Genomic DNA, 14,936 nt, shown 5'->3' with positions numbered 1-14,936 from the left:
CGCCGTGCTGACCGTAGATCAGATGCGGATCATCCTCTGCGAGAACGCAACGACGAGCGATGCTAACGTGCAACTCGCCTATGATCTGTACCGGGAGTCGCTCCGCAATCATGTCGGTGCGGACGCCGGCCCCGACGTCTATGACACCCTCGACCGGTTGGCCGCGGCAGCGCAGCGGGCGGTGCGCAACGAAGTGGGCTGGGATGTTCCCGCCGGAGATCTCAACCGGCCTGTAATCGATACTGCGGCGAGCCTGTTGGTCGGGCTCTGGTTCGCCAATCGCGAAGCCGTGGCCGTTGGGACGCAAAAGGCCGAGTTGCCGCTTTCCGTCACCTGGCTGCTTATGCCGATCAAGAAGTGGGTCTGCTGATGGCGTTGGCTGCGGGCTCCCTCAATCGTCGCATTCGGATCGAGAAGCCTGTCGCCGACAGTTCGTTCGACGGTGCTGGATCGGGATCCTGGCAGCAGGTTACCGAGACCCGCGCGAGCGTTCAGGATATGCTGCCGAGCCGGTCGGAGAAGCTGGCGGATGGCCTTAACATTGCCACGCGGCCATCTCGCGTTCGGATCCGTTACCGGGAAGATATCAGCGCGAGCATGCGCGTCCTGGTGGGCCGATATCTGAGAGATGACTCCGGCGTGCTCTACTGGCAGACGACCCGGGTCGCACAGATCACGACGGTGCCCGCGGAGATCGGCAACCGTGACGGGCTCGAGTTCATGGTTGAGGATTACTCGACCGCGGGCAACCCGGCGTAATGGCGACGGTCAGGGGCAGCGGCGATGTCAGGCGCTTCCTTGCTCAGATCCCGGTGGACCTCGAATCGAAGGTGCTGCGCGGCGCGGCGCGAGCGGCGGCGAATGTAATCGCTGACGAAGCGCGCGACCGGTCTCTTTCTCACGTCGTGACGGACTCAATCGTCACCAAAGTCCGGGCGACTCCAGGTCAGATCAAATCGACCGTCTCCGTCAAATCAGGCTGGGCACGCTCGTTGGCGATCTGGCAGGAATACGGGACCGACCCGCATTTTATCTCGGTAGACGACAGCCAGCGCGAAGGCCGCAGCACCAGGCGGATCAACGATCTGAACAAGGAAGGCGCGTCGCTCGTCATCGGCGGGCAATTCGTTGGGACGACAGTGCACCATCCGGGCGCCAAAGCGCACCCCTTCATGCGGCCGGCGCTGGACCTTAGGGAAGCCGAAGCGATCGCAGCGGCGCAGAGCTACATCAACGCTCGCGTCTCGCGGGCGGGGATCACCGGATCGGCCGAACCCGAGGAGAGCGACGCATGATAAGCCAGCCCATTCCGGCAGTTCTGTCGATCGAGGAAGGCGAGCCGGGGTTTCGGCCCGACTGGCAGGACATCGCCTTCGATCTCAACATCTTCGTTGATGGCGTGGAGCAACGCAACGTCGTGAGTTACGATTGCAACGCGGGGCTGGTGAAGCGTTTCCTGATCAGCGCGAGTGGACGCTTCATAGTGGAGGGCGACCAAGTGGTACTCGAGACCATCCACGGCACTGTCGAAGTGCTCCGCAAGCCAAAATGACCGGGGTCGACATCATCGGTGCGCTGCTCGGGGACAGCGGCGAGATCAACTCGCTGGTCGCTACGATAAAGGCGGGATCTCTGCCGGACGGAACACCCCTGCCCGCGCTTCTGGTCAGGCTGGTCAGTTCGGTAGAGCGGCAACCGCTCGTCCGCGGTGGTGCGGTGCGGATGACCGATCGCGTCTCGGTCGCGGTACGCGCGAACAGCTACCGTGAACAGGTCGCGATCATCAAAGCGGTCCGCAACGTCTGCGCCGGCCAGCTCGGCGCGATTGCTGGTGCAACCGAAGTCGCAGTGCTCAGCGCTGGCACCGGCCCCGACGTCGGCGGACCGGCCAATAGCTTCGAGCAGACGCAGGATTTCAAAGTCGGCTTCAACGCCCTCACCTGACGGAGATTCCCATGACCAACACTGTTCCGGCGCTGGTCCTCAGTGCCTTCGAAGACGCGACCTCGGGAGATCGGTTCGCCGCAGGCGATACGCCGACATTCAGCAAGGGCGCATTCGACAATTTCGAGGCTGCAGGTCTGGTGCGCGCGCTGGAAGACGATGAAATCGAGAAGGTCGCCCCGCTCGCAGCGGCGGCCAAGCCAGCGCCGCGCAAGCGCTCCCGCGCCGCCAAGTAATTCCGTCCGCCCGCCGGACCGAATCCTGCCGGAAGTCCCGGCAAGCCACCACTGAAAGGAAACATCATGACCATTCAAGCATCGGCGGGCGCGGCGCTCGCCATCTCTGCCGCCGCCCCGGCAACCCCCGATGCGGCCGGTTATGCCGCGCTGACCCTGATCGAGATCGGTAACATCGAGAAGATCGGCACGATCGGGTCGGTCTATGCCAAGATCGAGTTCCAGCCGCTCAAGGGCGCCAAGCAGAAGCTCAAGGGCAGTGTCGATTACGGCTCGCTCCAGCCTTCGGTTGCACATGACGGTTCGGATGCAGGCCAGACCCTGCTCCGCACCGCGGCGGACGATGAGACCAACAAGCTCTACTCGTTCCAGGTGACCTACCAGAACGGAGACAAGCGCTACTTCCAGGGTCGTGTGTTCGGCTACCCGGAAACGGTCGACGGCGCCGACACGATCCTGATGGCCGCGCCCACTGTCGAGATCAGCACCAAGGTCGTGAAGGTCGCCGGTACCGCCTGACCCCAGTTCCGGCGCCCGCGACGCCGTTCCCTATGCGCTGGTCTGGCCCGTTATCGCGGGTCTCGGGTCGGATCAGCGCACCATCCCCCGCGAGGATACCACCACCATGAAGATCGCCACTCTTGCCGTTTCGCCGACCGCCTTCCTGCACCTCAAGGGGCCGGACGGTCAGCATCTGTATGAAGCCGGAAAGCCCGTCGGTATCGACCTGTTCGGCCCGGGATCGCCCGAAGCAGCCGTGATCGAGTCCGCCCAGTCCGCGCGCGCAATCAAGCGCATGCAGGACAACGACAACAAGATCGCAATGCCCTCGATCGAGGTGCAGCGCGAGGAAACGACCGCCGACCTGATCGCCTACACCGCAGGCCTCCGCAACATCGAGATCGATGGTTCCGGCGACCAGCCGCTCTCCGGCAATGCGCTTCTCACCGCCCTTTATTCCGACCCTGCCCTTGGCTGGATCAAGGTCCAGGTGATCAAGTTCGTCGCTGACTGGGGAAAGTTCATGCCCGGGTCGCCGACCAGCTGATCCTCTTCGTCCAGCATATGGCGTGGCTCCACGCCACGCCGAAACCGGACGCGGGTACCAAGCGGGCGAAGGTGGTTGCTGACGCCGACCAGCCGAAGCTCAGTCGGATCGACCAGATGAAACGGGACCGCATCCCGGTACAAATGCCGCCCAACCCCGCTCAGCATCTCGTCCAATATCTCGTTGAGATGGGAATGAGCGAAGCGGCCGGGATGGGAATGGTCCCGCTCAGCTGGCGCGAGATCAATGCGTGGTGCGATCGTACCCGGGTCGATCTCGCGCCTTGGGAAGCCCGACTTATTCGGCGTATGTCGACCGAGTACCTTGCCGAAGGTCGAAGGGCTGAGAGCGAGAACTGCCCGCCCCCATGGAAGGCGGAAGTGACGCAGCGCGAGCTTGATGTGGAGCAAGCACGGCTGGAGATGCTTTTGGGGTGAGATTGTGCCAGCGTGCCTCGAAAGGGGTTCTATATGCGCATGATCTTATTGGTTCTTTTTGCAGCCGCTGGTCCAGCAGTGGCTGCTGACGTCCCGGAACAGCGAACCGTGACTGCCGGGGATGTCGTTTGGAGCAGCGCCCCTCCGCCCGCGGTTCATTATGAGGTGGTTCTGGATCAGCGTGCCAAGGGCGGAAGCCTGATATCATCGGCGGGGCTAATCGACGTACCAGCGGGCACCACCTTGGATTTTGTCGAAACGCCGAGCGGCATGAAAGCCTGTTCGAGAAGCGGGACAGACTCGATATTTGGCCGGGAACGCACCTGTCTGATCGATGAAAACGAAGACGGCGCCTTTGATAGATATTCTTTCAACGAAACGAGTAAGATAGCGCCTCTTAAAAGCCCGGCGAAATACACGAAGCGGACCGTGACGTCGTTGGAGGGCCCAGCGTTTGAGCGCCGCATTATTTACCTTGGTTCCACGCCGACGACTCTCAGCCTGTCCTACCGAGAGTTCGGCGATAGTCTGGCTCGCTCGGCATTTACGGAAAATCTAACGATCCCGTTGGGGACGGCCTACCCGCAAATAGTCCGGTTCAAAGGCCTGGAAATGGAGATTGCGAACATCAGCGGAATGGGGATGCGCTACTCGATCAAGCCTATTCCCGCCCAGCCTTAAGACCTGCCGCAACCAGCTGCCGGATGGCCGCTGAGGGGGGATGGGATATCCGGGTGTTAGCTTGGTCCGAGGAAGGGCGGAGTCCGTATCCTCGCACATTCATCGGTTGGTAGCTCGGGCCTTTCATGGGTCAAGCGCCGATGGCTAGCAGGTCGCAGATAATGACGGCGACAAGACAAACTGCAGAGCATCGAATTTGCGTTGGGCGACATCAAAAGAGAATAACGCCGATCGCTATAGCCATGGGACGGCACCTGTTGGCGAGCGGAACCCACGAGCGGTTCTAAATGAAGCAATAGTTGTCGAGATCCGCGCATCGGCTGCAAATCATGCCGCTCTTGGCCGCAAATTCAGCGTCAGCGCTCAGCAAATAGGTCGAATCCGATCCGGCCAGCAATGGCGCGCATCTGGCGATACATCCTGACAATTATCTGAGGGAGGTTCACAATGGCAGAATCTGGCCAGCCTACCCTCGAGGTCGGTTTCAGCATTGAAACCAGCGGCTCGTTCAGCGAGCTTCAGCGCTTGCAGGCGATGATGGATAGCACCGAGGGCAAGATGCTCACGGCCGCTACGCAGATCGAGCAGGCAACGCGCGGCATGGTTGGTCAGACCGCCACGGCCAACGTCGTTGCATTTGGCAATGCCGCAACACGCGCCGGCGCCGACGCAGCACGCGCGCTCCGCTCGGCCGAGACGGCTGGTGAGGCCCTGTCGCGCAGCATGGAGCGGCAGATCGACAATTTCGGCAAGACCAAGGACCAGATCCGTGCTGCACGCGTCGAGGTCGCGGCACTGGCGGCGGCAGAGCAGGGCCTGACCGAGCTTTCCGGTCGGCTACACGCCCAGAATGCCGCCATCGAAGAGCAGGCGCAAAGCTTGCGTAGCGCGTCGCTCGCCTACAATATGTTCGAGGCGGCTGCTCGCAAGGGCGTGGCCGTGATGCGTGAGGCGGACGCGGCTGCGGCGTCGGCGGCAATGGAAAAGAAGGCGCAGGATCTGCGCTCAGCGACGCTCGCCTACAACATGTTCGAGGCAGCGGCCCGCAAGGGCGGCGATGCCTTGCGTGAGACCGAAGCCGCGACCGCGCGTGCCACAGCCGAGGCGGCGGTCAACGCGCAGCTGCTCGAGCGCTCGCGGATCCAAGCGGCGCTCGAGCGCAACACCGGCGTCGGCAAGATCGCCGCTACCGATCAGGGCGCGACCTTCAGCGCCCTCGCTGCCAAAGCGGCCGAGGATGAAGCGCGCGCGGACGCGTCGGCCGCGGCAGCTGCCAAGCGGCTTGCGGATGAGCATGAACGCCTCGCGGCGATGGTGCGCGGATCGTATGAGGCGCAGATGGCGGACGTTGCGGCTGCCGAGCGTATGCGCGCGGCGACAGATCCGCTGTATGCAGCGACGCAGCGCTTGAATGCCGAGATCGCCGAGTCCACGCGCCTTTATCACAACGGCGCGACCGCACCGGCCGAGTATGCCCGTCAGCAGCAGGTGCTGAGCCAGCGCATGGCAGCGACCACCGAGCAGCATACGGCAATGGCGAAAGCGGGCAGCAGCAATGCAAATGCGATGCGGAACCTTGCGATCCAGATGCCGGACGTGGTGCAAGGGCTGCTCACCGGGCAGAAGCCGTTCACGATCCTGATCCAGCAGGGGGGCCAGCTCGTCCAGGTCGCCATGATGGCGGAGGGTGGGCTGAAGGCAATGGCCGTTGCCATCGGCGGCTTGGCGGTCGCGGCAGCCCCGTTCATCGTTGTTGGGGCTGCCGCCTTCGGCGCGTTCAAGCTGTTCCAGAGCCAGGTGAAGGATAGCAAGGAGCTGACGCGGTACCGCGAGAGCCTCGGGCTCACGCACAAGGAAATGCTGCAGCTGAGCGACGGCGTCGATAAGGCCGGCGACAAGATCGAGCGTCTGAGCGGCGTGACCGTCACCGCCGGCGACATGATGGCGGGCATCTGGAAGACGATCCAGGATGGTATGGGCAAAAGCTCCGACTGGGACGCGATCTCGAAGGGCGCAGTGAGTGCGTTCAAGAAGGTCCTCGCTGCCTGGAATGTCGTAGCAGCCGGTATCACGGCCGGCATCAACGGCACGTTCGACGTCGTACGCACGGTGTGGAGCGCATTCCCGGCAGTCTTCGGGGACCTGTTCGTGCAAGGCGTCAATGCGGCGATCGGCGCGCTCAACCGCCTGACCAAAGCCGGCGTCGACCAGCTGAACGGCCTGATCACTACGGTGAACAAGGCGACCGGTTTGAAGATCGGCACGGTCAGCGCCCCGCAGATCGACCCCGTCGCAAACGGCAATGCCGGGGCGGCCGCGAAGGCGGCGAAGATGATCGGCAGCAGCTACACGAACGCCTACAGCGCGGCGCGGAAGGCTGATGCCGAGTTCTGGAAGCAATCCGGCAACAACGCCATCTCGTTCGCCAAAAAGCGGATGGCGGAGGAAGCGGCTGCCCTCAAGGCCAACCGGACCGCCCCGAAACCTAAGGTCGACCGCAACGCCCTTGCCGCCGAGGGTGTCGAGGCCGAGATCCGCAACCTGTACAAGCTGGCCGATGCCTATGGCGTGTCCGGCGCGGCCGCGCTGATCGCGGAAGCGCGGGTGAAGGCCGAGACGCAGGCGATCAAGCAGCGTGGCGATATCGAGGCGGCGGTCGACCGGCAGGTTCGACTGTCGATCGCGCAGCGCGTTGCCGATGCTGAGAAGACGTCGGCGGCGACGCGCGATCAGGCGCGGATCCAGACCGAGGTGAACGCACTCGTCGCTAATGGACTGGCACCGGCCGAGCGCGCTGCGGAGCTTGTGCAACAGCGTGTCGCCGAGTTGCCGCTGCTCGCGGCAGCTGAGGCAGCGGCTCAACGGGCGGCGGAAGCGGGCGCGCAGGGTAATATCTCGCGTGAGAAGGAGATGAGCGCTGCCGCTGATCGAGCGACGCAGGCCCTGAAAGCGCAGCGGGCCGCACAGGCGGACGCTAAGGCGGCTGCAACCGGCGCGTTCTATATCGGCGCTGATGAGGCTGCTACCCGCCAGCTGGCCAGCCTGACCGAGGAGCGTCGACTGATCGGCGCGACGGTCGACGAGCGCGTGCGCGCCATGGCAACGATCCAGGCTACGCAGGCCTTGGAAGCGCGCGGCGAGACGCTCGGCACCGCTTATGCCGACGCATACATCGCCAAGCAGGTCGAGATCGCGGTCGCCACGCAGAAGCTCGCAGACGAGCAGCAGGCATACAATGACGGCCTCAGCTTTACCGCCGACAAATGGGATCTGATCGCTCGTAACGTCCAGACTGCATCGCAGGGTATGGCAGACGCCTTCGGAAGCGTCGGGCGCGCCATCGGCGACATGGCGTCGGCCTACGCCAGCTTCCAGGCTGATCGCACCCGGCTTGATCAGCAGCATGCTGCCGCGCTCGCTGCGGCGAACGGTAATGAAAAGCTGAAGGCGCAGGCCAATACCAAGTTCGCGCTTGCGTCCGCGACTGCGCAGATCGGCGCGTTCGGCGATATGACCGCCGCAGCCAAGGGGTTCTTCAACGAGAAGAGCAAAGGCTACCAGACCATGCTCGCGGCGGAGAAGGTATTCCGCGCGGTCGAGTTCGCCCTGTCGGTCAAAGCGATGGCGCAAGACGCGATCCACACCGCATCGAGCGTCGCTAAGAGTGCGATCCGTGCAGCTGCAAGCGGCGTGGAAGCGGTCGCCAAGGCTATCGCATCGCTGCCCTTCCCGGCGAACATCGCAGCGGGCGCGGCCACGATCGCGGCGCTGGCGGCGATCGGCGTGTCGGTCGTCGGCGGGCTCGGCGGCGGCAGCAAGGGTACCGTAGTCAAGGCGAACGATGGCACCGGCACCGTGCTTGGCGACAGCTCGGCCAAGTCCGACAGCATCAAGAACGCGGTCGACGCGCTGAAGGAGGTGGACACCTTGACCAACACCTTCGCGCGTCAGATGGCGGCATCGCTCCGCTCGATCGACAGCCAGATCGGCAACGTCGCATCGCTCGTGTCGCGTGCCGGCGACGTCAACGCTTCGGCGGGCGTAACCGAGGGCTTCAAGCCCAACCTGATCGGGTCGGTCCTGTCCAAGATCCCGCTGATCGGTGGCCTGCTCGGCTCGCTGTTCGGTTCGACCACGACGGTGACCGGCAGCGGCCTGTATGGTGGAGCGCAGTCGATCGGCTCGATCCTGGGCGGCGGGTTCAACGCGCAATATTATTCGGACGTCGAGAAGAAGTCGAAGTTCTTCGGCATCGTCACCGGCACGAAGACGTCGACCCAATACACCGGGGCCGATGCGACCCTGCAGAACCAGTTCACGCTCATCCTCAAGCAGTTCAACGATTCGATCGTTGCCGCTGCCGGGCCGCTTGGTTCGGCAACGAGCGAGATCCAGAACCGGTTGAACGGCTTCGTGGTCAACATCGGCAAGATCGACCTCAAGGGGCTGACCGGTACCGAGATCCAGGAGAAGCTCTCGGCGGTGTTTGGCGCTGCAGCCGACAACATGGCGAATGCGGCGTTCCCCGGGATCGAGCGGTTCCAGAAGGTCGGCGAAGGCGCGTTCGAGACGCTGGTGCGGGTTGCCTCGACCGTCGAGGCGGTGACGAACGCGATGGACCAGCTGGGCGCGGGCGCGCAGGCGCTCGGCATTGACGCAAAGATGGGGCTGGCCAACCAGTTCGCCAGTATCTCGGACCTGACCAGTGCGGTCGACGGCTATTTCCAGGCGTTCTACACTTCGGAAGAGCAAGCGACTGCTAAGCAAGCGCAGCTGGCCCGCGTGTTCGGCAGCCTCGGCGTCGCCATGCCCGGCACGCTCGCGGCGTTCCGCTCGCTGGTCGAGGCGCAGGATCTGACGACCGCTGCCGGGCAGTCGACCTATGCGACGCTGCTGCAGCTAGCACCGGCCTTCGCCGATCTGCAGAAGTCGATGGAAGGCGCAAAGAGCGCGGCCGATATCGCGAGCGAGCGCAACGACCTCCAACGTCAGCTGCTCACCCTGCAGGGCAATACCGCGGCGATCCGCGCGCTCGATCTGGCCAAGATCGACAGCAGCAACCGTGCCCTGCAGGAACAGGTCTGGGCAATCCAGGACGCGCAGGACGCGGCCAAGGCGGCGGACGAGCTGCGCGCGGCGTGGACCTCGGTCGGCGACAGCATCATGGACGAGGTGAAGCGGATCCGCGGCCTGACCGGCACGAACGGCGGGACCAGTTTCGTGTCGCTGATGGGCCAGTTCAATGCGGCGACCGCAGCGGCACGCGGCGGCGACCAGGATGCGGCGAAAAGCCTGCCGCAGCTGTCGCAATCGCTGCTCGCCGCAGCCGCGCTTGTCGCAACCAGTCGGCAGGAGCTTGACCGCGTACAGGCCCAGACCGCCGCTAGCCTCGAGGCTACGAATGCCGCGATCAGCAACCTTGCGACCACGGTGACGCCGACGACGTCGGTTGCCGCCATCCTTGCCAACGCGGCGACCGTTCAGGCCAGCACCGCCCCGGCCGCTTCGAACGACGACATGGCCAGTGAACTGCGCAGCCTGCGCGACGAGCTGGCCCAGCTGCGCGCGGACAATAATGCCGGGCACGCAGCGACCGCGAGCAACACCGGAAGCCTCAAGCGCTCGTTCGACAGCGTGACTGCTGCGAGCGGCGGCGAGGCGATCAGCGTGGCGGCAGCGGCATGAAGATCCAGCTCGCCAGCGGTGAAGTGTTCGATCTCGGCGCGACCGAGACGAATCCGACGATCGGCATCACCGATTACAGCCGGCGCGTGACCGACGATTACGGTATCACCACCGTGGTCGAACGCGGCTTCGCGCGGCGTATGTCAGTCCGGCTCGGCGTGCCGTTCGCCTCGGTCGACGCGATCCAGCGCAAGCTTGCCTCCCTCCGCGCGACCGCGGCGACCTGGGTTGCCGACGATCGCCTCGCGAGCCTCAAAGTGAACGGGTTCTTCAAGGACTTCGAGATCGATCTGTCAGTACCGCCGCTCAGCTATTGCACGCTGACGGTAGAGGGGCTGCTAGAAGCCGACGCGGTCGCCGATGCCGGCGGTGATCCAGCGCCAGCGGGGCAGTCCTCGACGCTGAACCTGTTGCAACCGGCTCCGGTCAGCGACAGCAGCCTCGTTGCCAGCACGATCGTCGAGAACGACTATGCGGCCTGGTCGTCGAGCAGGACCTATGCGCTCGGCGAGCGTGTTCTGAAGTCGCCAGAGCACCGGATCTATGAAAGCTCGGCGGCTGGCAACATCGGGAACGACCCGGCGGGCGGGACGGGCAAGTGGACCGACATCGGCCCGACCAACCGCTGGGCAATGTTCGATCAGGCGCTCGGTTCGACCTCGAGCGCGACCAGCTCGATCAGCGTCACCGTCGATGCACCCGTCCTGACCGCAGTGGCGCTGCTCGACGTCGTTGCGGCGACGGTGCGGGTGCAGGCGATCGGCTATGATCGCACTGTAGCGGCGAGCGAAGGCGCGATCACGTTCCTCGATCTGCCGGTCGGGCTTACGCGCGTGGTCGTGACAATCGCGGGTAGCGGGATTGTCTCGGTCGGCACGCTGCTGGTGGGCAAGCTGGTCAACCTCGGCATCACCGAATCGTCGCCGACTGCCGGGATCACGGACTTCAGCCGCAAGGACGTCGACGACTTCGGCGAAGTGACGATCGTCGAGCGCGCCTGGGCAAAGCGCATGGTCGCAAAGGCGCTGATCCGGACCGACGCGGTCGATGCCGTCGCCGGGCGGATCACTGCCGTTCGCGCCCTGCCGGCGCTGTGGATTGGGCAGACCGGGATCGACAGCCTGACGATCTACGGGTTCTTCAAGGATTATTCGATCGAGGTCGGCGAGACCGTCAGCAAGCTGTCGTTGTCGATCGAAGGCCTGAGCACCGCGGGCAAGATCGAGCCGTTCAAGGCTGGTGCCGTCGACTGGCCAGCGGTCGGCGATCCGATCGGCACCAAGCCAGCCAACAACGCGACCAACAGTGCTGACCCGAAGAGCCCGTTCGGATCAGGCACGGTCGGCAGCACGATCGCCCAACTGGGCAGCTTCGATGCGCAGATCGCGGCGGCGCGCACCGATCTTGCCTACATCAGCGGAACGACCATTCCAGCGATCAACAAGGCCGTTGCCGACGCCGGAACGCGGATCGACCAGGCACAGCAGGCCGCAAACGACGGAATCGCTGCAGCGAACCAGAAAATCACGGACATCAACGGCTCGATCGGTGACGTGAACGGCCGAATCACTGCCGCCATGCAAAACGCAGATAACGCGCTTGCAGCGGCAGTTGCGCGGCTCGACAATTCCGACGCTTTCATCAATCGCCGTATCGACAGCGTCAGCGCGAGCGGCGGCTATGACGACAGCAATGTCTACGCCGAGGTGCGCCGCGTCGACGAGACGGCGATCAGCAGAGACGGGGCACTCAGCCGCCGAGTCGATAGCATCGTCACGGATTATCAGGCGGCAGATGCGTCGGCTAAAGCGCAGATCGACCAAGTCGCGACAACTGCCTCGGACGCAAAAACGGCGGTCGCAGATCTCAATACGAGCCTGAACACCCGCTTCACCGGCATCAACGATACGCTGAGCCGTTACGACGGCAGGATCACGACGCTGTCGAGCGATGTGCAGGGGTATGCGAACCGCACTTCCGTTCTGGAGACGACCGTCGGGCCGGCCGATCCGAGCAAGCCCGCGTTGACTGCCCGTATCGCAACGGCCGAGAGCGTCTTGACCGATCTCCCCAACCAGTTCGCGACGGCGGCTCGCGCTACCGCGCTGGAGGTCAGCGCGGGCAACCCGATCGACTTCACAATGCGGGGCCTATACTACGGCCAGAACGCCTGGCAGGGGCAGAATGCGCAGCTGCCAGACAGCCTGTTCACCGGCGATAGTCTGGGCGGCTTCCATTATGTGAACGCGACCAGTGGCGGCAGCTATTCGGTCGGCCTGCGCCGTCCGTTGCCATTCGCTGGCAAGATCTATCGATATCAGGCGATGATCCGCGCGGTCGGCAACGACGGCACCTATTCCGCCGATTACGAATGGTCGGGCCGACAGACTGGCGCAGATGGTGGCAGCTACGCGGGTTTCACGCCACTGCCGGTCAGTGCAGGCTGGGTAACGATCGACTATGTGATCGATGGCACGGCGCGCACGGAAGCCTGGATCAATCCTCATCTTCGGGGATCGATCGGCATCGGTGGCAAGATCGAAATTGCCTATTTCCGTTGCCTCGACATCACCACGACGCAAGCGATTGGCGCGGTGAATGCTCGCGTGAACACGACAGAGCAGGCGAGCCAAGATCGCGACACGGCACTCGGCAAACGGATCGATAGTGTAGCTGCATCTGGCGGGTACAACGACACAAACATCTATGCCGAGGTTCACCGCGTCGAACAGGCCGCGATCGACCGTGATGCCGCGATCGGGCAGAGCATCGCGAGCGTCACCTCGAGCTATCAGAACGCGGATACGGCAACCAATGGCCGGATCGATCAAGTAGCGACCACCGCGTCGAATGCAGCGCAGTCGGTTTCCGATCTCTCCACCTCGGTCAACACGCGCTTCAGCAACGTCAACACGACACTCAGCGGGTACGATGACCGCATCACGACATTGTCAACCAACGTACAGGGCTATGCGAACCGTACCGGCACGCTCGAGACAACGGTTGGCCCTGCGGATGGAAGCAAGCCGCCGCTGACGTCGCGCGTCACGTCGACCGAAAACGCTATCGCCAATTTCCCGCAGAACTATGCCGCGGCGACCCGCGCATCGGATCTGGAGGCGAAGGTCAACGGCACCGCGCCAAGCAATCTGCTGGCACGCGCAAACGATCAGGCTTCTGTTATCGCAGACGGCAAGGTCGGTGCCGTCGCTCAATCGCTCGCCAATCTCTCGGCCTCGATCACGCCGCCCCTGGCGAACCTTGGGTCCAGCTTTCCAAGCTGGCCAGATGGTCAGGCGGCTCCAACGTACTGGACCGTATGGGCCGGTACCAACGTCCGGGTGTCGCCTGGGCTCGTAGGGGCGTTTTCGGTTCGCAACGACGTGACCCGCGGCGCGGGTGCCGGTCTGACTACGAGCTTTGCCCTCGATCCCGGCATGGCACCGCTCAAGGGTGACGCCGCGTACCTGCTGCGCGGCGATCTCACGCTGCTCAGCGGCGGCCTGCGCGGCGCGGGTATCCTCGTCCAGGGCTTCGATGCCAACGGTGTGCAGGTTGCCGAGGTGAAGTTCGCGTTCAACACCTTCGAGACGTCGCCGGGCAATATCGTCGGCAATGGTCAGTTGGGCAAACGGTACGTCTTCAAGCGCGCCGTGACGATCCCGCCTGTCGTCGCGAAGCTACAGCTGTTCATGATCTCCGACTGGTACGGCTTCGATGGTGACTCGGTCACGAAGTCGCTGCTGTGGCACGAGTGCGGGATCAGACTTGGCACGGACGTCGATACCGTATCTGCCCAGATTACGACGCAGGCCGGCGCCCTGGCAGGGCCAGGCGGTGCATCCGTTGCGTGGAGCGTCACCGGAACGACGGCAGACGGCAGCACCATGATCCAGCTGTCCAAGCGCGATGGCTCCGCCGGTCTGTTCTACATCAACGCCAACGTCCTGATCGACGGCAACCTCCTTGTGAATGGTACGGTCACTACTCGTGTCGTCGCGCCAAACGCGATCACTCAGTGGGCCAGCATCAGCGGCAGCAGCGGTGAAGTCGATGCGGGGGCAGCACCGGCTTACAGCGACCCCCTGACGATCGTCACCCAAGGTGGTCTGGTGAAGCTCGACTGTAGCTTCGACGCGTCGAATGGGTCCGGGACAGGGCCATTCTTCTTCGTCACGCTACAGCGCGACGGTGGCGACGTGACGCGGCAATTCGCGGTCAGGACAACCGGTACCAGCGTGCCGAACTTCTTCACCATCTCCGACACGCCGCCTGCCGGATCGCACAGCTACCGCATGTATTTCGGACGATCAGCTTCGGGTTCCTCCGTCATGCAATTCAGCAACACGGCCATCTTCGCTCAGGAGTTCAAACGATGACCGAATATTACGTCGTTTACGATGTCGTGACGGGTGACGTCCGCCTGCGCGGGTCGGGCTCCACTGGTGCCACGGCCAACCAGGCGGTTCCGGAAGGTGCTGCAGTGCTTCAGGTCCCGCCCGAAGCGTTCTCGGGGTTCGATATTAATCTCGAGCCGATCCGCGAAGGGCTGATTGGACTGGTCAATCACAACGCCGGCGAGTTCCGCCTGCGCTTCATCACCGACGTAGCCGGGCAACAGGCAACCTATCTCTCGAAGGAGGAAGAGGCAAAGGCCTGGACCCCTGGTGCCGATATGGCCAACTTCCCGTTCCTTGCGGCAGAGGCCGAATACACCAGCATGCCGATCGCCGATATTGCGGCCCTCGTTTTGGGGACCGCCGCAGCGTGGCGTGGGCTTGCGGCAAAGATCGAGGGGCGGCGACGCGGGGCGATGGTTGAGCTTGCGGCTGCCACGAACGTCGCTGCGATGGTCCGGGCATCGGCGGTTGATTGGGACGCGCTTGCCGCGCCCATGGCGTGACC

At 63.8% G+C, this 14,936-nt stretch carries 13 protein-coding genes; all 13 read left to right on the top strand.

Annotated elements, in window-relative coordinates:
• Nucleotides 1-4 precede the first annotated feature (4 nt).
• Nucleotides 5-370 (top strand): head-tail connector protein, encoded by a 366-nt coding sequence (locus L8G49_RS05950; protein WP_242183233.1) that lies wholly within the window; start codon nt 5-7, stop codon nt 368-370.
• On the top strand, nt 358-759 hold the full coding sequence (locus L8G49_RS05945) for a head-tail adaptor protein (protein WP_242183230.1): 402 nt from the start codon (nt 358-360) through the stop codon (nt 757-759). Before L8G49_RS05950 ends, L8G49_RS05945 begins: the two co-directional genes overlap by 13 nt.
• Nucleotides 759-1,295 (top strand): HK97 gp10 family phage protein, encoded by a 537-nt coding sequence (locus L8G49_RS05940; RefSeq protein WP_242183228.1) that lies wholly within the window; start codon nt 759-761, stop codon nt 1,293-1,295. Before L8G49_RS05945 ends, L8G49_RS05940 begins: the two co-directional genes overlap by 1 nt.
• Nucleotides 1,292-1,552: a hypothetical protein gene (locus L8G49_RS05935; RefSeq protein WP_242183227.1), complete on the top strand. Its 261-nt coding sequence runs from the start codon at nt 1,292-1,294 to the stop codon at nt 1,550-1,552. The genes L8G49_RS05940 and L8G49_RS05935 overlap by 4 nt, the downstream gene beginning before the upstream one ends.
• Nucleotides 1,549-1,944 carry a hypothetical protein gene (locus L8G49_RS05930; protein ID WP_242183225.1) on the top strand — a complete coding sequence of 132 codons (396 nt, stop codon included), beginning with the start codon at nt 1,549-1,551 and terminating at the stop codon, nt 1,942-1,944. Before L8G49_RS05935 ends, L8G49_RS05930 begins: the two co-directional genes overlap by 4 nt.
• Nucleotides 1,945-1,955: 11 nt before the next feature.
• Nucleotides 1,956-2,180, top strand: coding sequence for a hypothetical protein (locus tag L8G49_RS05925; RefSeq protein WP_242183223.1), 225 nt, complete (start codon nt 1,956-1,958; stop codon nt 2,178-2,180).
• A 66-nt stretch (nt 2,181-2,246) separates the two neighbouring features.
• Nucleotides 2,247-2,699, top strand: coding sequence for a hypothetical protein (locus L8G49_RS05920; protein WP_242183221.1), 453 nt, complete (start codon nt 2,247-2,249; stop codon nt 2,697-2,699).
• 106 nt (nt 2,700-2,805) lie between these two features.
• Nucleotides 2,806-3,228, top strand: coding sequence for a hypothetical protein (locus L8G49_RS05915; protein WP_242183218.1), 423 nt, complete (start codon nt 2,806-2,808; stop codon nt 3,226-3,228).
• A gap of 71 nt (nt 3,229-3,299) precedes the next feature.
• Complete coding sequence (locus L8G49_RS05910) at nt 3,300-3,665, top strand: hypothetical protein (protein ID WP_242183216.1); 366 nt, start codon at nt 3,300-3,302, stop codon at nt 3,663-3,665.
• 33 nt (nt 3,666-3,698) lie between these two features.
• Nucleotides 3,699-4,346, top strand: a complete 648-nt coding sequence (locus L8G49_RS05905) for a hypothetical protein (RefSeq protein ID WP_242183214.1) — start codon at nt 3,699-3,701, stop codon at nt 4,344-4,346.
• A 447-nt stretch (nt 4,347-4,793) separates the two neighbouring features.
• Nucleotides 4,794-10,031, top strand: a complete 5,238-nt coding sequence (locus tag L8G49_RS05900) for a hypothetical protein (RefSeq protein WP_242183212.1) — start codon at nt 4,794-4,796, stop codon at nt 10,029-10,031.
• Entirely contained in the window at nt 10,028-14,410 is a 4,383-nt protein-coding gene (locus tag L8G49_RS05895) for a hypothetical protein (RefSeq protein WP_242183210.1), read from the top strand. Before L8G49_RS05900 ends, L8G49_RS05895 begins: the two co-directional genes overlap by 4 nt.
• Nucleotides 14,407-14,934, top strand: a complete 528-nt coding sequence (locus tag L8G49_RS05890; protein ID WP_242183208.1) for a hypothetical protein — start codon at nt 14,407-14,409, stop codon at nt 14,932-14,934. The genes L8G49_RS05895 and L8G49_RS05890 overlap by 4 nt, the downstream gene beginning before the upstream one ends.
• The last annotated feature ends 2 nt before the right edge of the window (nt 14,935-14,936 follow it).

Origin of the sequence: Sphingomonas sp. CARO-RG-8B-R24-01, assembly GCF_022662295.1 — a bacterium.
GTDB lineage: Bacteria > Pseudomonadota > Alphaproteobacteria > Sphingomonadales > Sphingomonadaceae > Sphingomonas.
Note: the sequence above shows the minus strand (reverse complement) of the source record. Positions and strands in the feature narration are given on the sequence as shown.